We start from the raw sequence: 19,206 nt of genomic DNA, 5'->3' as shown, positions 1-19,206 counted from the left end.
AGCAACTCAAACGGCTCAAGCAGTGAACAAGCAGCTCAAACAGTGAGCAGGCAACGGAAGCAAGATGCCGCCCACTCAAGCAGTGCCCTATGCCGGAGCGCCCTATGCCGAAGCAAACCCCGACATAGGGCACCCCAAAGCCCATCACTCCTCGTCTAGCGTGAAGTTCTGCCCCGTAGCCGGATTGAACAGGTGAAGCTTCCGCAAGTCACACCAAACCCGGCAGACCTCACCCCGGCGAGCCGCAGACTCCGCCGACAGCCGCGTGACCAGCGTGGTCGCCCCCGAAGAGCCAAGGTCGTTCGCCCCGGAGTCAGCCGCAAGCTCATCCAGTACGGCAGAGCTAGCTCGAGGCCCCTCCAGATTGAAATAGACGTACTTATCCGACCCCATGGACTCCACCACATCCACCCGAGCCTCAAACTCGAATCCCTTGGCACCGTCCTCCACAAGCCGCGCGTCCTCAAAGTGCTCAGGACGAACCCCCACTATGAGCTCCCTCGGCGCATCGGCCGACTCCAACCGGGCGCGTAGCCGTACATCCAATGGCAGATCGCCGAGAGCGGTCCGCAACCGCTCGTTGGCGACGGTCGCCGGCAGGAAGTTCATGGACGGCGAACCAATGAATCCCGCCACGAACAGGTTGGCCGGATGGTCGTACAGCCGTTGAGGATCGCCCACCTGCTGAACCACCCCGCCGCGCATGACGACGACCCGGTCCCCGAGTGTCATGGCCTCGGTCTGGTCGTGGGTCACGTAGACCGTGGTCGTGCCGAGGCGGTTTTGCAGGCGGGAGACCTGCGTGCGCATTTGGACGCGAAGCTTGGCGTCTAGGTTGGACAGCGGCTCGTCCATGAGGAACGCCTTGGGGCTGCGGACGATGGCCCGGCCCATGGCGACTCGTTGCCGCTGGCCGCCGGAGAGGTTGGCGGGGCGGCGGTCGAGCAGGTCGGTGAGTTCGAGGGACTCAGCGGCTTCCAGGACTTTGCGGTTGATGGTCTCCTTGTCGAGCTTCGCGAGCTTCAAGGGGAACGCGATGTTCTCCCTGACCGTCATATTGGGATATAGGGCGTATGACTGGAAGACCATGGCTATGTCGCGGTCGCGGGGGGCGCGGTCGTTCATGCGTTCACCGTCGATGAGGAGCTCACCGGATGTGATGTCCTCCAAGCCGGCGATCATATTGAGCGTCGTCGACTTCCCGCATCCCGACGGTCCCACCAGGATGATGAACTCCCCGTCGGCGATGCGCAGGTTCACCTCCTGCACCGCGCTCGTCCCGTCGGGGAATGTCTTGCTTACCTTGTCCAGCACGATCTCGGCCACGATTCACCACCCCTACCCTTTAACCGCGCCGGACGTCAGGCCCGAGACGATGCGACGCTGGAAGAACAGCACGAACAGGATGATCGGAATTGTGATCACCACGGCGGCGGCCGAGATCGACCCGGTGGGATCCTCGAACTGCGAGTCGCCGGTGAAGAACGAAAGGGCGACGGGCACCGTGCGCGAGCGCTCCGTCGAGGTCAGCGAGATCGCGAACAGGAAGTCGTTCCAGCAGAAGATGAACACGAGGATCGCGCTCGTGACGACGCCCGGCGCCGCCAGCGGAACGATCACCCTGCGAAACGCCTGCGCCTGCGTGGCGCCGTCCATTTTCGCGGCCTTCTCCAGATCCCAGGGGATCTGCTGGAAGAACGCCGAGAGGGTTTGGATCGCCAGCGGCAACGAGAACGTGATGTAGGGCAGGATCAACCCCCACCACGTGTCGAAGAGACCAAGTGCACGCTCGATCTCGAACAGCGGCGACACGAGCGAGACCTGCGGAAACATCGCGATCATCAAGGAGAAGCCGACCAGTAGATTCTTCCCCGGAAAGGAGAGCCGCGCGATCGCATAGGCCGCGAGCATGCCGAGGGCGACCGCGATGGCCGTGGAGATCAGGGCGATGCCGATGGAGTTGCCGAGCGCCCTGATGAACTGGTCGGTCTGGAAGATGCCGCGATAGTTGTCCAGCGTCCATGCCCGGGGGATGAACGAGCCGTCGTTCAGCGTGGCCGGTGTCTTGAACGACAGCGACACGATCCACAGGACCGGCACAAGCGCGTAGACGACCACGATCGCGTCGATGAACCCCCAGCGCCACTTTGACTTCTTCACTTGTCCCTCCGCCCCGGTGCCACAGTGCCGAAGAGCCGGATGAAGATAAACGCGATGATCGCCACGCTGAGGAAGATGAGCACCGACATCGTCGACCCGATGCCCAGGTTGAGCCCCTTGATGAGGTTGTTGTAGGCGAGGATCGACACCGACGACGTCTCATTGGCTCCTGCGGTCAGGATGTAGATGTTGTCGAAGATGCGAAAGGCGTCGAGCGTCCGGAAGAGCAGGGCGACCAGGATGGCCGGCTTCATCACCGGCAACATGACCCGGGTGAACCGCTGCCAGGAGTTCGCACCGTCCATCGAGGCGGCTTTCAACAGGTCCTCGGGCACCAGCACCAGCCCGGCCATGAGCAGCAGCGCCATGAACGGCGTGGTCTTCCAGATCTCGGCGAGAATGATGATCGCCAGCGAGGAGGCCCGCTCGGTCAGCGGTGCGCTTTCCCCGAAGAGGCCGGCGAGATAGCCCGTCCCGGGGGTCCATGCATAACGCCACGAGAAGGCGGCCACCACAGTGACGATCCCGTATGGAATGAGCGCCGACGTCCGCACCAGCCCCCGCCCGACGAGCGTGCGGTGCATGACAAGCGCCAGCGCCATGCCCAAGACCAGCTCGATCGCCACCGAGATCACCGTGATGAGCACGGTGACCCCGAAAGCCGTCCACCAATAGGAGTTCGTCAGCACCGTCGCGTAGTTGGCCAGACCCACGAACTCCTGCTGGTCCGGAAACTTCAGATCGAACCGCTGGAGCGACAACCAGATCGCATACACGATCGGCCACCCCGTGACGCCCAGCATCACCAGCGCCGCGGGCGCGCACAACAACCACCCGAGCCGCCGCTCGGCCCGTTTCTCCGCGCTGAGTTGCTTGCGGCGTGTGCCGCTTGCCGTCCGCGTCACGGCAGCACCCCTCTCGACTCCAATGCCGCCTGAAGGGCCTCGCGCATCTCATCCGCCGTACGGCGGGGCTCGATGGCCGAAGGCGGCGAGAGCATCGCCGACATCACCGTGGACACGTTCTGATACGCGGGGGTGAGAGGCCGGACGGCGGCATCCTTCAACTGCGCGAGAATCTCCTCCTTCATCGGATAGGCCTTCTCCATCTCGGGGCGCGAGTAGACGCTCTCGATGGTCGGGGGCAGCCCGTCCTTGATTCCGGAGAAAAGCTGGTGTTCCGCGTCGCGGATGCACGCTGCCGCCTCGAAGGCCAGCTCACGATGGCGTGAGAAGCGGCTGACCGCGAGGTTGATGCCGCCGATGGTCACCTTGCTCGGCCGACCGGGAGCGACGCCCGGATAGCGGGCCCACCGTACTTTCCTGGCGAGCTCCGGCGCCCCTTCCACCATCGCCGGATAGACGAACGGCCAGTTCAACTGGAAGGCCCCGTGGCCGCTCTGGAAACGCAGCCGCGCCTCGTCCTCCTGCGCGTTGGTGAACGACGGGTCGTTCACCCCCGAGACCGCGAAGTCGCGCAGCACCTCAAGCGCCCGCACCGCCCCCGCGTCGAGAACCGCCCGGGTGCCGTCCTTGTTGAGAATCTCCCCGCCCGCACTCGCCACCAGCGTGTTGAAGAGCACTACCAGCCCTTCGTACTGCGCCCCCATCGTGATGACCTGATAGGGCTTGCCCTCGCTCTTCAACCGCCGCGACATGTCGATCATCTCGCTCCACGTGGCGGGCGGGCGGTCGACGAGGTCCGTGCGATACCAGAGCAGCTGTGTGTTGGTGTTTTTCGGTGCCGCGTAAAGCGTGCCCTGGTATTTCGCCGTCTCCAGCGGCCCTGCGAGGGTGCCGCGTTCCACCTCGGCCTTATGCGCGCCGGTCCAGGGCAGAATCCATTCCGCCCCGGCGAACTCCTGCGTCCACGTGACGTCCAATCCGAGGATGTCCATGCTGTCGTCCTCGGCCGCGAGCCGGCGCACCATCTGGGTGCGCTGGTCGTCGGCGCCGCGAGGGAGCAACTGGTAGACGATGCGATAACGGCCCTTCGCCCGCGCCGTGCAGTTGTCCACAATGGCGCCGAGGTTCTGTTCGGGCGCGTGATAGAGCGTGATCTCCGGCACTCCGGTTTCGCCGGAGCCGCAGGCGACGAGCGAGGCGAGCATCGTGAGCGCGACTGTTGTCCGTCCTAGACGGCGGGGTCTGCCGCTCTTCACTTGCATGTGCTTTTGCTCCCAGGTCCGGCACTCGGCCTTCGAGCGCCTTCGTGGTTCCCTCCTTACCCCGCTCTTCCCGCAATCCACGTCATCCGGCCTCGGGCACGTTGCCGCGCCTCCTGCGGCTCACCGTTGCGGGCGATGCTTGTACCCACCAGGATCAGGCGCAATGACCGTTCTGTGGCATCGGTGATGAGTTCTCCGGCATGGAGCATCGCCTCGGACAGTTCGATCGGCGCGGCGAGAATGCCGGCGAAGGCGTCGATGCCCGCCTCGTAGGTGTTTCTGGCCCCTTGTCCAATCGTGCCGGCCAGCGCGATCACCGGCCTGCCGTACCTTTTCGCCCTGCGTGCCACCTCCGCGGGCACCTTGCCGTGTGGAGTCTGGAAGTCGATCGCGCCTTCGGCTGTGATGACCAGATCGGCCATGGCGAGCCGGGCATCGAGGTCCACATGGTCGAGCATGACGTCGAACCTCGGCAAAAGCCGTCCCCCCAGCACCCCCGCCAGCCCGGCGCCGAGCCCGCCCGAAGCGCCGCTGCCCGGCACCTCGCGGAGGTCCACCCCGCTATGCCGCGCGAGAAGCGCCGCCCAATGCTCCATCGCGTCGGCGAGTCGCTCAACCTGCTCCGGACTCGCCCCCTTCTGCGGCCCGAAAACCCTCGCCACCCCACGCTCACCGGCCAGCACATTGTGTGGATTGCACGCCACCAAAAGCTCCGTCCGCGCCAACCGCGGGTCCACTCCGGAAACATCCACCGTGGCCACCGATGTCAGCACCGCACCACCCCGACGCCCCACCGGCGATCCGTCCGCGTCAAGCAACCGAACCCCAAGAGCACGCAGCGCGCCGGCACCACCATCACAAGTGCCGGAATCACCGCAACCCACAATGATGCGCTCACACCGCGCGTCGAGAGCGGCACGAATAAGCTGGCCCACGCCGTACGTGCAGGTGAGTCCAGGATCGCGGAAATCGCGCGGCACCAGCCGCAGCCCTGCCGCCGCCGCCATCTCCACGACCGCGGTGCGTGGGCCCGCGCCGCCGAGGATGGCGAAATGTGAGGGTACGGCGTCGCCCAGGGGGCCGTCGACGGTGAGCTCGACCACCTTGCCCCCCGTCGCGGCGGCCAGCGATTTCGCCGACCCCTCGCCGCCGTCCACCAGCGGAATCATGTCGATCAAGGCGCCGGGCACCACCCGGCGCACCCCGGCGGCGATGGCTTCGGCGACGGCCTCGGCGTCGAGGGATTCCTTGAAGCCGCTCGGGGCGATGGCAAACCGCATAGGAACGATCGCGGGCATCATGTCCTCCAATAGGGGTTCAGGTGGAACTTCGGCAGCGCGCGGTCAGTGCAGCGGGAGACCGAGCAACGGCCAGACATAGAGCGCAAACCCCAAGACGAGTGCGGCGGTCAGGGGAGCAAGGAAAAGAGAGAGTTTGAGGAGGTCTGAGCGCCGATAGGTGGTGACGTCCTCTACAGCCGCGAACATCGCCACCGGCTTGGCCGACGAGGGCAAGGTATGGCAGAACCCCGCGGCGGCGGTGGAGGCGAAGGCAACCGAAGCCGGGCTCAACCCGAAGGCCGCCGCCAAAGGCACCAAGAGCGGCACCAACACCGAGGAACGGGCGGATCGCGACTGGAGCACCAGGTGAGCGAGCGTGCTCACCACGACAACAATCGCCAGGAACTGCGCAGGCTGTAGCAGTGCCGTACCGTCGAACAGAGTGCGGGCAAGCCAGTCAGCGGCCCCCGAACTCGTCAACGAGGTGCCGAGCACCGCCGTCGTCGCCATGAACAGCAGCAGCGACCACGGCACGGTGGACATCGCCTTGCCCATTTGGATCGTGCCCAGCCACGGGGTGGTCATCGCCACCGCACCCAGCAGCGCGACCATGGCGGGCGCCACGCCGTGCAGCGACTCGGTGCACCAGAGCGCGACCACCACGAGCAGCAGCAGACCCGCGCGCCGCTGCGCGCTCGTCATCGGCCCGACGACCGGGGCGTCGATGACACGGGCGAGTTCGTCGCGGTCGACACGCACCGGTGTGCGGCGATCGCGATGTTTGGTCATCAGCCACAACACGAGCTCGGCGGCGAAATGCGAGCTCACCACGGCGAACGGCAGGCCGAGCAGCAACCATTGAGCGAAACCGATGCCGTGTCCCGTCGTGGCGATCAGCACCTCACTGGTGATCAGGTGCGCGCCGGCGCCGATCAGCGTCGCCACCGCAGAAAGCAGGATGACGGTGGGGAACAACACAGCCAGCATGCGGACAACACGCTTCCGGGGGGAAAGCGCGTGGGCCAGCGACACGAACACCGGTAGTGCCAGCGCCGCCCTGCCGGACGTGGCCGGCACCGCCAACGCCGTCATAAGCAGCGCGCCGGTGATGAGATGAGCCAGTTGGCGGACGGTTGTGGCTTTGGAGATGAGAAGTACGGCGAAGCGGGCAGGAAGGCCGGTGGCGCTCAATCCCGCCGCCATAACGAAAGCCGCGATGAGCAGCCAAATCGTCTCACCGCCCAGCGAACGGAACAGCTCCGTCGAGTCCAGAACCCCGACCAGGACCAACGTCACCGCTGCGGCGAGTCCGACAAAGGTGTCGTCGATCCGGCCTGAGAGGAAGGCCAGCACAGCGCAGATGAACACCACAAGGGTGATGCGTCCTGCGTTGGGCAGTCCTTCCTCTGGGCCGGGAAGGAGCTGGAACAACCCCACTGGGACTGCGGCCAGCACGGCGAGCACGATGAACGCGATCCACAGGGAGATCCGGGGTTTTCGCCGCTTGCGCGGCTCCTTGGAACTAGGGTCCGTGGGATTGGTGGGTGGAACGTCCTCTTGTCCCTTGCCGCCGTCCAGGTCGTGGTCCGGGCGCGGTTCGCTCGTGGAGACGACAGGCAACGGCTTGGTGTCCCGGGGCCTTGGAGTCGTCGCGTAAGAGGTGACCGTCATAGTGACGAGCTTGCGACTCATCGCTGATGCCGAGATGAAGGGTCGATGACAACCCTCTCATCGGGGACGCGTCAATGGGGGGTAACCTGCGGCTCAGGGCAGGAGTCGATACCCTGTCCCGCGCACCGTCGCGATGCGATCATGACCGATCTTCCGCCGCAGGTAGCGCACATAGACATCCACGACATTCGACCCAGGGTCGAAGTCAAATCCCCAGACGTGGCTCAAGAGCTGTTCGCGGGTGAGCACCTGGTCGGGGTGCCGGAAAAACACCTCGGCGAGCGCGAACTCCCGCGTCGACAACTCCACCGCCTGCTCACCGACATGCACGCGGCGGGCCCGCAGGTCGAGCGACAGATCACCGGCCCGCAACACGGTCACCTCGGGCACCCGGTCGCCACGCAACCGCAGCCGGACCCTCGCCAGAAGCTCTTCGAAGGCAAAAGGTTTGGCGATGTAGTCGTCGGCTCCCCCCGACAACGCCGCCACCGTGTCGGCCACACTGTCCCGGGCGGTCAGTATGATCACCGAGATCGGAGCCCGCGCCTCGCGCAGCCGCCGCAACACGGTGAAACCATCTCGCAGCGGAAGCCCGATATCCAAGATCAATAGATCGAACTCCCCGCTCAGCGCATAGTCACAGGCCGTGACCCCGTCCGACACCACGGTGGTCATGAAGCCATTGCCACGCAGGCCTTTCTCCACAAAGGAGGCAATCCTGAGTTCGTCCTCCGCGATCAAAATGCGGTTCACACAACCTCCTGCGTACTGTCCCGATCGGAGAACAGAAGCGGGCCTGTCCGGTCGGTGGTGGCGCTTCCCCCCTCGGAGGGCGTTTCGACCTCCCGGTGCATGAGGGTGATGACAAATAGGGCTCCGCCCCCCTTGTTCTCCTCAACCCGCACCCATCCCCCATGTGCCTCGGCGATGGACTTCACGATGGCGAGACCGAGCCCCGCGCCCTCGTGCTTGCGACTCCCAACCCGGACAAACCGCCCAAAGATCCGCTCCCGATCCTCCGGCGCAACCCCGGGCCCGCTGTCCCGCACCCACAACTCCACCATCGGCACGGTTGATCCATCCCGCGCCGCCTCATTTTTGACCTGCCGTACGGCGGAGCCCACGGCGATCAGATCCCCAGGACTCGTGTGGCGTACGGCATTGGCCACCAATTGCATCAACGCCTGCGTCAAACGCTGCCGGTCTGCCCAGATGCGCGTATCGGCCACCTCGTCCACCCGCCAGGTCCGCGGCCCGAGCGTGCGCACCTTGGCGAGCACACTGACCGTCAGATCGGCCAGCTCGACGTCTTCGGTGCTGAGGAAGCCGGGCTGTTCCGCCTTGGCGAGGGTCAGCAGGTCGTCGACGATGCGGTTCATGCGGCCGAGCTCGTCGATCACCAGCGCGATGGTCTCGGCGCGATCGGCTGGATCGTCCCCCATCAGCTCGAGATGTCCACGGACGACGGTGAGCGGCGTGCGCAACTCGTGCCCGGCGTCGTTCACGAAGTCGCGCTGTGTGGCGAACGCGCGCTCCAGGCGGTTGAGCATATGGTTGAACGTGCGAGCCAACGCCGCCACATCGTCGTTGCCCTGCACATTGAGCCGGCGCGTCAGGTCGGACGAGTCGCTGATGTGCTCGGCCGTCTGCCGCACCAACCGGATCGGCGCCAGCACTTGGCCGGCCACAAGCCACCCCACCAAACCGGCTAAAACAAGTGCCACCAGCGCGGTGACGCTGAGCGCGCGGACGGCGTCCACCACGTCCTTCTTCAGATGGTCGTAGAACACCGCGACCACGAGTGCGCCCCGCTGGTTGTCCCCCCGCACTGGCAACACCGCATAACGCACGATCCCCTCGGAGCTGTGCACCTCGCTTGAGGTCGGCTTGGTCGCCGCCGCCAACTCGGTGATCAGCGCCCGATTGGTATGCAGGTAGGCGAGGGGTTCAGCGAAGGTGAGATGGTGCACCTCGCCGTCGAGGATGGTGAAGAGCGTCTCGTACCCGTCCGGAACGTTGACGGATAGATATCCCTGAAGCAGCTCGTCAACGCTCTGCACCGCCGAGTCCGCATATTTCTTGAACTTCTCGGCTTCGTTGCTGAGCTCCTGGTTCACCCGGTTGTCGAGCCGCGAGAGCAGGATCTGCCATGTGGAGAAGACTGAAACGCCCAGGGCCAGCGCGACTACCAACGCCATCCAGCCCACGATGCGGGCCCGTGCACTCACCGTACGTCTATCTCCGTCACGTCAGTTGCTGCTAAATCCGTCTCGGTGACGCCGGTTCGTGCGTGGGTTGGCTATCGGCATCGCCGTGGTCCACGAGGCTTCCGCCGTTCAGTCGTCGTCGACCTCGTCGTCGTCATCATCGTCGTCATCGTCACTCATCGGCGGCAGGGGCGGCGGCTTGACCGGCTGTCCCTGGGTGCGACGGGTGCTCGGTGCCTGAGGCCCCGTCCTCGTGCGAGGGGCGGTGCGGGTCTGCTCCTTCGCGTCCGTGGACGTGTTATCGGGCTTGCTGCTTTTGCTGGTTTTCGACGCGGTGGGGGTTGCCGTGCTCCTCGACGGGACGGGCGTCGGTGACGCCGTGGGCGAGGACACGGGAGTTCCGGTGCCGTGCACGATGATCGTATTGCCGAGCTTGGGGGGATTTGTGCTAACCGCCCAGACCAACACCACCACGATGGCCGAGGTGAGGAGCGTCCCGGCCACGAAGGCGATGAAGGACATGCGACGGTTCATGGCATTACGGTACGTGCACTTGGCCTAGAGGGGAGTGAGACCAAGATGAGAAGGCTCTCATGCTTCGGGCGCGGGTTCAGTCGATCGCTGAGGGGGTTTCGGCGTGTGAGTGGAGGGATGGCAGGCCTCGGAGGTGTGGGGTTCTTCACAGTTAGATGAGAGTTGTGCCATGTTGCGTTGGTGTGGACTGTCCCAAACTAGCAATGTGCCACGAGTTTACGGGGAGATATGTCCGCCTCTTTAGGTGGAGTGCTCCATCGGGGTAGCCCGTGGGGCGCAATCCCACGATGCATCCCGAAATGTCGGGTATACCTTACTCGCTTGTCAAGGGATGTGAAATCATTTGTTTGATGGAGATTTCATGCCCTTGTCATTCATCGCTCAAATAGGGAGGAAATGATAGGCAAGGAGTGATATTTCGCCTGCTTGATGTGATGTGCGACGTTCCCGACTGTCTCCAGCCCGTCGGTGCCCGGGACATTCCTTCAGTCCTGGCCGGGACAGAGGCAGAGAGGGACACTCATGCATCGAGTGGTCCACCGGGCCCTTGCCGTACCCGCTGCCACAGCCGCGGCGCTCACCCTCATGGGAGGTACGGCATATGCCTACCCGCCGGGCATTCCCTCGGCGAACGTGGCGGCGGCCGAACTCGCCGAACTCACCGTCGAACCGGAAAGCCACGCATCCACCTACGACCGGGACTTGTTCCCACACTGGTCGACGATCTCCGGGACGTGTAACACCCGCGAGACGGTGCTCAAACGAGACGGCCGAAACGTGGTGACCAACACCTCCTGCGCCGCCGTCTCCGGATCGTGGCTCAGCCCCTACGATGGAGAAACCTGGACACGGGCCTCAGACATCGACATCGACCACATGGTCCCGCTCTCGGAAGCCTGGAAATCGGGAGCATGGGCCTGGACGACCCAACGACGCCGCACCTTCGCGAACGACCTGGCGAACTCCCAGCTCTGGGCCGTCACAGACAACGTCAACCAGGCGAAAGGCGACAAGGACCCGGGGGTCTGGAAGCCGCCACTCAACTCGTTCTGGTGCGAATACGCGAGGTCGTGGATCGACGTGAAATACGAATGGGGCCTTTCCATCGACAGGGCGGAGAAGGCGGCCCTGGCCGGCATGCTGGACACCTGCTGACCAACCGACCTGCCAGCTCAGTGACCTCTCATTTTGGTGGCCGTGCTTTCAGTGGCTTTGGCTTTCGGCGGCTCGATGGCGTCCCGCCCTGATGGCATGGTGACCAGTCGGCCTAACGCCCTGCCGGCTTGTTGGCCTGCCGGATCGGTGGCGTGGTGACCAGTCTGCCTTCGTCCTGGTGGCGTAGTGGCCTAGTGACCTAGCGGCTCGACTGGCCTGATGTCCCGCTGACCTGCAGGCAAAGGGAGAGGCACCGACATAAGGAGACCTGCACGCGTAAGGAGAGGTGCGGACAGAAGGAGATCGGATCAGGCCGAGCCGGCCGCCCCCGCCACGCACCCCTCAAGCAACCGCTCAAGCAACCGCTCGCACTCGGCCATCTTGAGATGAGCCGTCGCCCGCCCCTCGGCCCCCATCCAATCCCGCCCCTCGACCTTGTGCAGCCAGCGACGGAGCTTCTCGAGATCCTGCCGGAGGGCGTCGGCGTCGGCGACCGTGCGACGCCGCGTCTCCGAGACCAGCAGCCCCTCACACTCCTCAGCCACCTCCGCATACTCTTTCGCGGAGTTCTCCCGGAACGCCGACACGAGATGGCGCCGCTCCCTCTCTTCCACGTTGTCGAGCACGAAGAGCAGACTCTCGCCCCCTAGGTCGTCGATGCGCGCCCGCACCCTGTCGAGCAGCCCGCGCACCCCGTCCCGTTCCGGCAACACGCATACGGCCTGTTGCACATAGACCGCCCCCATGCGCTTGAGCTCGCGCCACACCGCCACCCTGGCCCGCGAAGGATGGGAGGGAACCCGATAGATGAGCTGCAGGAATCGGCAGTCGCCAGAGGGGTCGTGCGCATCCGTCGCCATGGTGTCCAAGGCTATCCAGCGCCCTCCCGCTTAGGAGGGGACAAGTCGATCCGGGCCCTTGACGCTACATGCTCACTACCTTGGGGTTTGGCTTGTGAGTAAGGGGCGCCGCGCTCCCTGCGACACCACCATGGGATGATCAACACTGAAGGAAAGTCTGGCCGATCGAGGACAGGAGCGCCCATCCGCCGCGATTGCCGTACATGATGGTGGGAGTCCGTGATCAGCGGCCGCTTTGCCAGGCGATCGTGTTCCGAGTAACCGGAACAAGCACACGGACACCGTCTGACGAGTACTGTCCGTTACACAGTAGGACGTGACTCGGCAGACACGACCTAGCGATCAAACCGGGCTACGGCCCGATCACTTGCTAGGCTGCTGGGCAACCATTGAAACCGGGCGGCGTCTCACCCCGGCAGGTGAGACCGTTAAGAAGTGGGGTCACACCGTGAAGAAATTGCTCGTGCTGGCGTTGGTCGCTATCGGGGGGCTGCTGATCTGGCGCAAGGTACAGGCCGACCGCGCCGAGCTCGACCTGTGGACCGAAGCGACCGGCAACGAGAACTGAACGCCCAGGCATCAATGGTCCAAGACCACACCGACGGTGCGACTGTCTCCGCAGTCGCGCCCATTCGTCTTGTGTGCCTAGACCTGGCCGTCACCACCATCGGCGACACCGCTCTCATTGAGCGCGCCTTCGCCGAGGCGATAGCCACCCAGGGCATCGTCCCCGGGACAAGTGCTTACGCGCGGGCCATGGTCCACGTGCACAGGTCCCGGGGATGTTCAACCATTGATGTCTTCAGGGGCATTTTTCCCGCCAACGAGGCACAAGCCCAAGCGGCCCACCTGACCTTCGAACGCGCCTGCGAAGGCGCGATCGAAAGAGCCGGCCTCGTCCCACCCCCCGGCACCATCGAGGTCCTAGACAAGCTCCGCGGCTCCGGCGTGCGCATCTGCTTGATCACCGGCCTCAGCAGAAACACCCTCAGCCGCGTCCTCGGCACCCTCGGCTGGGTCGACAAAGTCGACCTCGCCCTCTGCCCCGAAGACGTGGGCCGAGGCCGCCCCTGGCCCGACATGATCCTCCACGCCATCCTCCGCCTAGGCATCGACGACGTCCACCACGTCGCCGTAGTAGGCGAAACCGAAAGCGACATGCTCGCCGGCCGCCGCGCCGGCGCCCAAGTAACCGCCGGCATCCTCACCGGCGCCCAAAGCCAAGAACGCCTCCTAGCCGGCGGCGCCACCCACATCCTCCCCGCCATAACCTCCCTCCCCGACCTCATCCTCACCACCGACGCCACCACGCACCACACAACCGCCACAGCCCGGTAAGCTTTAGAACAGCACCCGGGGCCTTAGCTCAGTTGGCAGAGCGCCTGCCTTGCATGCAGGAGGTCAGGAGTTCGATTCTCCTAGGCTCCACCGGTCGACGGGAGACGCGTGTCCGCGGAAAGCGCGGACCGCGTGTCTCCCTCCGCGTAGTGCTCGCTTCGCATCGCGAGCGGGGGCTCCGCCACCCGCACCCCCATCGCTGTGGTTGCTCTTGGTGGGGGCTGAGGTGGAAGGCGCCTCGGGGATGTGTTTGGGCGGTTGCGAAGATCGCATCCATGGCCCCGTTGCCCCCCTCTTCCGTCACGGTGTGGATCTGCTTGCGGTAGACGGTCTCGGTGACCGTCGTATTGCGGTGGCCGACCAGGCGTGAGATCTGCTCGATGGGGACACCGGAGTCCGACAGCAGGGACACGAAGCTGTGCGCAGTTCCTTGGGTGTCCACTCCGCGGCGGTCAGCCCTGCTTTCGCGATGACCTTTCGGAAGTCACGTCGGACGTTGCCGGCGCTCAGGGCCGTGCCGTTCTTGGTGGTGAAGACGAGCCGCTCACCGAGGCCGGCGCAGTCGTCGGTCTTGTCGAGTCCCTCGTGCTCCCAGAGGCGCCGCAGCGCTTCGACGGCGTGCTGAGGGAGTTTGAGGGTGCGCCTTGACTTGGCGGTCTTGGTGTCACCGCCCTGCCGTACCGAGCGCCAGACGTATACCGCGTAATCGGTGTGGTTCCACCCGGTCTCGGTGACCGGGAGCCAGACCTCTCGTTCGGCGTCGAAGGCCACGACGTGGGACCAGGACAGTTTCCGGAGTTCCTCGGTTCGGGCGCCGGTCATCAGCGAAAGGATGATGTATCCGCCGATGCGGGCATCGGCTTGTTCAGCGCTGCTCAGTACGGTTTCGGCCTGGTTGAGGTTGAGCGCCTTGGAAACGCGCCCTTCGCATCCGTCAGGTATCTCGCAAAGCGCCACGATGTTCCGCTTGACCTTGTCGCGGACGATGGCATTCCGCATTGAGCGGTTGAGGATGCTATAGATGATCTTCAGGGACCGGGTGCTCAACTGACGGGCTTTGCCCGCAAGCCATCTATCGATGTCTTCCACCGAAAGGTCTTTCAGCTTGCGGGCGCCGATGGCGGGGATCACATGGTTGTTCGCGAATCCGGTGTAGAGGATGACGGTGCTGTCCCCGCGGCCCTTCAGCCCGTGCTCAAGCCAGTACCTCACGGCCTCAGCGACGGTTTCGTTGGACGAGGTGAGGGCAAGGCCGTCCTCGTAGTCGCGGATGATCTCTTTGAGCTTGTTCTTGGCTTCGGTCTTGCTCTTGCCGCTGGCCTTCTTGACGATGCGCCTGCCTCCCGCGGTGTATCCCACGGTGAGGGAGGCGATCCACCGTCCGCGCTTTTCGTCCCAGTAGAGCCCGCCGTCTCCGGGGCTGCGGCGCCCACTCATGCCCCGCTCGCTTCCTGAACCAGCAACGCTTCGTAGGCGGAGATGGCCGAGGCAGGGATGAGTCGGGTACGGCCCTGCTTGACCGAGAGCAGGCGGCCTGCCCGCCGGATCAGTTCGTAGATCACGCTGCGACTCAGGCTGAGCAGGTGCACGGCGTCGTCGACCCGGTACAGCCGTCGCTCATCGGCACGCTGGATGGTCGTCTCGCTCATCGGCCACCTCGGGCAGCCGTCGTGGCGAGGGCGGCGGCCAGGAGGCGCTTACCGGGGGACAGGCCCTGTCCTGCGTAGGTCCAGGTGGCGATTTTCAGCGGGATGTCGTCGTCGAGGAGGGGGAGGCGGCCGGTGGTGATGTCGTCGTTCTTGCGGAAGTCAGCGCGTTCGGCGCGGATGGCCCCGAAGGTGATGGAGTAGCGGCGGGACTTGGTGGAGAAGTGGCCGCGGTAGCCCAGCATGAGGGCCCACTCGGCAAGCCGGAGGTGCGCCAGGGGCTCGAAGGCCGACAGGCGGATGCATTCGGCGATGAGGCGGCGGGGGTGGTCACGCAGGTCGAGGGTAGTGAGGTCTTCCAGCGGGTGGATACGCCGGTCGAGGGTGCCGGTGGACTCGGCGGCCTTGGTGGCGTACTTGGCCACATAGGAGGCGACCGCCGTACTCGTCAGGTCGCCGTCGGCGGCGATGGGGCGCAGGTCGACTTGCCTGCCCCACACCAGGGGACGCGACGGGATGTCGTCGAAGGCCGGAGTCATGGTGCTGACGGCGTGCACAGCGTGCCGGACGGCGTTGTCCAGTGCTTCGACCGTCCCCCAAGGTGGCGGAGGCGAGTCGGGACCGTCCGGTCCGTCGAGGCGGATTACGGCGTGGAAGTGGACGACCCCGCGCTTTTGGAACTCGGCGACCTTGGCGAAGGAGACGACCAGGTGTCGGCCGAGGGCCTTGGGGGTGAGTCCCGCGGTTCGGGCGAGGTGGCGCCGTACGGCCATGGTGAGGCGGCGCCACAGTTCGGGAGCCAGGGCGTTGAACAGGACCGAGCCGCTGTAGTGGTAGCAGTCCGAGCAGAGCGGTTCACCGATGCGAGGGTCATCGTCGGTGTGGCGAACGGTGCAGGACGCCGGTTTTCCATGCGGGCACGGGGCGGTGTTGCGTCGAGGGTGACACGGGCGCGCTGTGCCGTCTTTGGCTCGTTGTGTGTGAACGGTGCCGAACGACGGTGCTGTCAGGGTGACGAACAGGGCGGGGTGGCCTGTCACCGAGGCGGGGATGCCCTTGCCGCCGACCAGGCCGTGCGGATCTGCTCACGCAGGTCGGCCGCGACCTGATCACTCCTCCGAAGCGGACGGTGCCGGCGGGCGGACCTAGGGCCCACAAAGGAGCCTTCGGCCTGGACTGTATAGATGGCCCCTTCCGCACGCAGCACCGCGATGGCCCGACGCGCAGTCATCCGGCACACGCCGTACTGGTTGCGCAGTTCAGTTTCGGAGGGGATGCGGTGGCCGGGGGCGAGCCTTCCGGCCTGGATGTCTTCTCTGATCTGGCGGGCGATCTGCTGGTATGGGGGCATGAGCTACTCCCGTTGTTAAGGTGTGGCCGCCTGCTCGCAAAGCTGTGGGCCTGTCCCTCCCCGGCTCTGTAGAGCGGCAACGCCGGCGGGTACGGCATGGAAGACCGGCAGAAATAGCGTGTTGGCAGTCCATAGGCCCTTGGCAACCGGCGAAGGCTGCGTTCAAAGGGAGGAAGTTCGGGACCTGGCCGTTCAGGAGCCGGGGCTTGGTGGGGCTGTCAGGAGCTCTGCGCTCATCGGGTACGTTCGTGCGCCGGATGAGGCGTCCCAGTACCGGACCGCGTCGGCCAGACCGTGGAGCGCCTGAAGGGCAAGGTCGTCAGCCGTCCCCTTCACCGGTCCGGCCACGATGGAGCTGTGGCGCTGCCGGTAGGTCGGGATGCCGTTGGGGCCGCAGTCGTACACCGTGATCCGCGAACCCTCGCCGTGCCTGCCGTACTGCTGCACCTCCACGACGAACGACGCGAAGAACGGCATGCCCTCGCGCCGTTTGACGGCCGTGTTCACCAGCTCCGACACCGCCCCGACCGCGTCGTCGACCCGCGGATGGTCCAGCATCGCGCAACGCACGAACTCCCGGACACGCCGCGCCTGGTCAGCGCGGCAGGGGAACAGCCGCCGCCACATCATCCCTCCGGGATGCAACGCGTACACCGCCGACACCAAGCGGGGGTCGTTCGCGCCGGTCGGCGGGACAAAGAGCCGCCCCCGCTCGTCTTTGAACACCGAGGCCGAGACCTCGACGTAGCCCGGCTCATCCGCACTCATCGCGCACCACCGTTACGGGACAGCTGCTTTGATCGGGTACGGCGACCTCGAACCACACAACCGTCCCGTGCTCGTCTGGATAGCAGCCCCAGAGGTCGGACAATTCGTCCACCAGCAGCAGTCCCCGGCCGTGCTCATGCTCGACACTTCCAAGTCCTGCCGTCACCGCAACCGCTGGTCCATCGTCGATCACATCGAGTCGCACTCGGCCGCATTCAGGATCCAGGGTCAGCAGTACCGTGACCTCCCCCTCTCGTGAACAGGAGTGCGCCACGGCGTTGGCCACCAGCTCACTTGCCAGGAGCACCACCACCTCAACGGTCTCGGTTGCCACCTTGTCCAGCTCCAGGAAGGCGTGAACCCACCGCCGCACCATGGCGAGTTGAACAGGGGAACCCGGCACGTCGATACGCCGCGTGTACGAGTAGGGACGACGGACACTTGCCGGCCTTGGGGGACTACCCCATCCGACCCCGACGACCTTCATGGCGCCACCGCCCTAGCCGTTCGGAGTAAGGTGCTCCCGTCGCTGGCAGGACCACACAGGTTCCAGCCTGCCTCGCTGGGGTCGTAGTACTGGTTTTGCTGCTCGGCTCTTCTACGATGCCTCATTGCATGACCGCCCCTATCGTGCCGATTGGGCAGCTCGGCCCTCTCTTCCAGGGTTACGACAAAAAGGTCAATTCGATTGTGCAACCCATCGGACGAGCTTGTCTTGCTTGACTGGTTGACCTTCCACAGAATGCCTCTGTGCAGATACTTTGAGGAGAGGAAGCAGTAGCACAGCCATTGGACACTTTTTGTAGCGAAGGGTGTGCGATGCAAGGTGACCACCCAGGGACGATTGAAGGGACAGGCGATGCCGGCCCCCATCGAGCTCGACCCCAGTACCAGCCTCCTTGCCTTCTTCGGGGCTGAACTGCGCAAACACCGCCTCAGGGCCGGACTTTCGCAAGAACAGCTTGCGGAACGCATCGCATTCAGCCCGAGCCTGGTCGGCTTCATCGAACGCGCGCAACGGACGCCAAGCGAAGACTTCGTGATTCGGTGTGATGAGGCGTTGGGACTGTCAGGTGTTCTACACCGCCTCTGGCCACTCATCAGCAGGGCGTCAAGCCCTCCGTGGTTCCGTGAGTGGCTGGAAGTTGAGGAGAAGGCGCACACGCTGCGAACCTGGCAACCACTTGTCGTGCCGGGGCTCCTCCAGACGGAGGACTACGCGCGGGCAGTGATCCGTGGGGAACCGGGCTTACCTGAGGAGCAGGTGGAACGGGCGGTTACGGCCCGGCTTGAACGTCAGAAGATCCTGAGCCGCACGAACCCCCCGATGCTGTGGGTCGTTCTCGACGAAGGCGTGCTGCATCGCCCCATTGGAGGCAGGGCCGTCATGCGCCGAGCACTGGAACACCTCGACGAGGTGGCCGGCGCCCCTCGTGTGGCGATCCAAGTGGTGCCGCTCGCCATCGGTGCCACGACCGGGATCGCCGGAGGCTTCGTCATCGCCCAGCTTCCGGAGAGCACCGACGTTGTCTACCTTGAATCCGCCGGTCAACCGCAGGTCTCGGACCGAAGCGCCGACGTCGAGGCGGTCCACGCCAGATACGATGCGATACGTGCGGAGGCGCATCCGGTGCACGTATCCCTGTCAATGGTCAGAGAGGCAGTGAGGGCGTGGAGTTGAGCGACGAGTTGAAGTCCGCGCCCTGGCGCAAGGCCACCAAGAGCGCCTCCAACCAAGGGGACTGTCTTGAAGTCGCCCCCCTGTCGGGCGGACGCGTGGCGATCCGAGACACCGAAAGCCCTGAACAGCCGCCGTTTGTCGTCCGGGCCAGCGTATGGGAAGCCTTTGTGGACGGGGCGAAGAAGGGTGAGTTCGACTTCTAAGCTGCCGCCTTGACGGAAGGCTGACATCCCAGCACTTCCCCAAACGAGGCCGGCCACTAGGAGTGCCTAGGCCCACAGCGTTCGGATCCCTGCGATGGGAACCTCTGGCGCCCTGATACGGCACACATCGCCTAATTCCGGGAGGCGCCAACTACCTCTGTGTCGGGTTTCACTTGATGCTTGAC

The 19,206-nt window shown here is 65.0% G+C and carries 21 protein-coding genes and 1 tRNA gene; 6 read left to right on the top strand and 16 right to left on the bottom strand.

Annotated elements, in window-relative coordinates:
* Positions 1-144: 144 nt before the first annotated feature.
* The 9 genes from Ssi02_RS34845 to Ssi02_RS34805 form a co-directional block, all read right to left on the bottom strand.
* Entirely contained in the window at positions 145-1,326 is a 1,182-nt protein-coding gene (locus Ssi02_RS34845) for an ABC transporter ATP-binding protein (RefSeq protein WP_204032075.1), read from the bottom strand.
* Positions 1,327-1,338: 12 nt separating this feature from the next.
* Positions 1,339-2,160, bottom strand: a complete 822-nt coding sequence (locus Ssi02_RS34840; RefSeq protein WP_204032073.1) for a carbohydrate ABC transporter permease — start codon at positions 2,158-2,160, stop codon at positions 1,339-1,341.
* The gene (locus Ssi02_RS34835; protein ID WP_239130272.1) at positions 2,157-3,065 is read right to left on the bottom strand and encodes a carbohydrate ABC transporter permease; all 909 of its coding nucleotides are present in this window, start codon (positions 3,063-3,065) and stop codon (positions 2,157-2,159) included. The genes Ssi02_RS34840 and Ssi02_RS34835 overlap by 4 nt, the downstream gene beginning before the upstream one ends.
* The gene (locus tag Ssi02_RS34830; protein ID WP_204032071.1) at positions 3,062-4,327 is read right to left on the bottom strand and encodes an ABC transporter substrate-binding protein; all 1,266 of its coding nucleotides are present in this window, start codon (positions 4,325-4,327) and stop codon (positions 3,062-3,064) included. Before Ssi02_RS34830 ends, Ssi02_RS34835 begins: the two co-directional genes overlap by 4 nt.
* Positions 4,328-4,383: 56 nt before the next feature.
* Positions 4,384-5,625 carry a glycerate kinase family protein gene (locus tag Ssi02_RS34825; protein ID WP_204032069.1) on the bottom strand — a complete coding sequence of 414 codons (1,242 nt, stop codon included), beginning with the start codon at positions 5,623-5,625 and terminating at the stop codon, positions 4,384-4,386.
* Positions 5,626-5,670: 45 nt separating this feature from the next.
* On the bottom strand, positions 5,671-7,278 hold the full coding sequence (locus Ssi02_RS34820; protein ID WP_204032066.1) for an SLC13 family permease: 1,608 nt from the start codon (positions 7,276-7,278) through the stop codon (positions 5,671-5,673).
* Positions 7,279-7,371: 93 nt separating this feature from the next.
* A complete protein-coding gene (locus Ssi02_RS34815) occupies positions 7,372-8,031 on the bottom strand; it encodes a response regulator transcription factor (protein ID WP_204032065.1) in 660 nt (219 codons plus the stop codon).
* Complete coding sequence (locus tag Ssi02_RS34810) at positions 8,028-9,506, bottom strand: sensor histidine kinase (protein WP_204032064.1); 1,479 nt, start codon at positions 9,504-9,506, stop codon at positions 8,028-8,030. The genes Ssi02_RS34815 and Ssi02_RS34810 overlap by 4 nt, the downstream gene beginning before the upstream one ends.
* A 108-nt stretch (positions 9,507-9,614) precedes the next feature.
* On the bottom strand, positions 9,615-10,007 hold the full coding sequence (locus Ssi02_RS34805; RefSeq protein ID WP_204032063.1) for a hypothetical protein: 393 nt from the start codon (positions 10,005-10,007) through the stop codon (positions 9,615-9,617).
* A gap of 534 nt (positions 10,008-10,541) precedes the next feature.
* On the opposite strand from Ssi02_RS34805, the gene Ssi02_RS34800 reads away from it, so the two are divergent.
* Positions 10,542-11,174 carry an HNH endonuclease family protein gene (locus tag Ssi02_RS34800; RefSeq protein ID WP_204032062.1) on the top strand — a complete coding sequence of 211 codons (633 nt, stop codon included), beginning with the start codon at positions 10,542-10,544 and terminating at the stop codon, positions 11,172-11,174.
* A gap of 308 nt (positions 11,175-11,482) precedes the next feature.
* Here Ssi02_RS34800 and Ssi02_RS34795 read toward each other — a convergent pair whose 3' ends face one another.
* Positions 11,483-12,034: a Chromate resistance protein ChrB gene (locus tag Ssi02_RS34795; RefSeq protein ID WP_204032060.1), complete on the bottom strand. Its 552-nt coding sequence runs from the start codon at positions 12,032-12,034 to the stop codon at positions 11,483-11,485.
* A gap of 448 nt (positions 12,035-12,482) precedes the next feature.
* Here Ssi02_RS34795 and Ssi02_RS39110 point away from each other — a divergent pair, with 448 nt between their 5' ends.
* From Ssi02_RS39110 to Ssi02_RS34785, 3 genes are all read left to right on the top strand, one after another.
* The gene (locus tag Ssi02_RS39110; RefSeq protein WP_218125964.1) at positions 12,483-12,602 is read left to right on the top strand and encodes a DLW-39 family protein; all 120 of its coding nucleotides are present in this window, start codon (positions 12,483-12,485) and stop codon (positions 12,600-12,602) included.
* 14 nt (positions 12,603-12,616) lie between these two features.
* On the top strand, positions 12,617-13,372 hold the full coding sequence (locus Ssi02_RS34790; RefSeq protein ID WP_204032058.1) for an HAD family hydrolase: 756 nt from the start codon (positions 12,617-12,619) through the stop codon (positions 13,370-13,372).
* A 17-nt stretch (positions 13,373-13,389) separates the two neighbouring features.
* Positions 13,390-13,462: transfer RNA gene (locus Ssi02_RS34785), tRNA-Ala, on the top strand.
* A 210-nt stretch (positions 13,463-13,672) separates the two neighbouring features.
* Here Ssi02_RS34785 and Ssi02_RS34780 read toward each other — a convergent pair.
* The 6 genes from Ssi02_RS34780 to Ssi02_RS34755 form a co-directional block, all read right to left on the bottom strand.
* Complete coding sequence (locus tag Ssi02_RS34780) at positions 13,673-14,809, bottom strand: site-specific integrase (RefSeq protein ID WP_239130270.1); 1,137 nt, start codon at positions 14,807-14,809, stop codon at positions 13,673-13,675.
* Positions 14,806-15,021: a helix-turn-helix domain-containing protein gene (locus Ssi02_RS34775; RefSeq protein ID WP_204032056.1), complete on the bottom strand. Its 216-nt coding sequence runs from the start codon at positions 15,019-15,021 to the stop codon at positions 14,806-14,808. Before Ssi02_RS34775 ends, Ssi02_RS34780 begins: the two co-directional genes overlap by 4 nt.
* The gene (locus Ssi02_RS34770) at positions 15,018-16,058 is read right to left on the bottom strand and encodes a replication initiator (protein ID WP_204032054.1); all 1,041 of its coding nucleotides are present in this window, start codon (positions 16,056-16,058) and stop codon (positions 15,018-15,020) included. The genes Ssi02_RS34775 and Ssi02_RS34770 overlap by 4 nt, the downstream gene beginning before the upstream one ends.
* Positions 16,055-16,369 (bottom strand): GntR family transcriptional regulator, encoded by a 315-nt coding sequence (locus tag Ssi02_RS34765; protein ID WP_204032051.1) that lies wholly within the window; start codon positions 16,367-16,369, stop codon positions 16,055-16,057. Before Ssi02_RS34765 ends, Ssi02_RS34770 begins: the two co-directional genes overlap by 4 nt.
* 192 nt (positions 16,370-16,561) lie before the next feature.
* On the bottom strand, positions 16,562-17,137 hold the full coding sequence (locus tag Ssi02_RS34760) for a hypothetical protein (RefSeq protein WP_204032049.1): 576 nt from the start codon (positions 17,135-17,137) through the stop codon (positions 16,562-16,564).
* On the bottom strand, positions 17,124-17,624 hold the full coding sequence (locus tag Ssi02_RS34755) for an ATP-binding protein (protein WP_204032047.1): 501 nt from the start codon (positions 17,622-17,624) through the stop codon (positions 17,124-17,126). Before Ssi02_RS34755 ends, Ssi02_RS34760 begins: the two co-directional genes overlap by 14 nt.
* Before the next feature lie 339 nt (positions 17,625-17,963).
* On the opposite strand from Ssi02_RS34755, the gene Ssi02_RS34750 reads away from it, so the two are divergent.
* Together Ssi02_RS34750 and Ssi02_RS34745 are read left to right on the top strand one after the other, a co-directional pair.
* The gene (locus tag Ssi02_RS34750; protein WP_204032045.1) at positions 17,964-18,818 is read left to right on the top strand and encodes a helix-turn-helix domain-containing protein; all 855 of its coding nucleotides are present in this window, start codon (positions 17,964-17,966) and stop codon (positions 18,816-18,818) included.
* Complete coding sequence (locus tag Ssi02_RS34745; protein WP_204032043.1) at positions 18,809-19,021, top strand: DUF397 domain-containing protein; 213 nt, start codon at positions 18,809-18,811, stop codon at positions 19,019-19,021. The genes Ssi02_RS34750 and Ssi02_RS34745 overlap by 10 nt, the downstream gene beginning before the upstream one ends.
* Positions 19,022-19,206: the final 185 nt, after the last annotated feature.

Source organism: Sinosporangium siamense (assembly GCF_016863435.1).
GTDB classification, from domain to species: domain Bacteria; phylum Actinomycetota; class Actinomycetes; order Streptosporangiales; family Streptosporangiaceae; genus Sinosporangium; species Sinosporangium siamense.
This window is presented reverse-complemented; position numbering and strand designations above follow the sequence as displayed.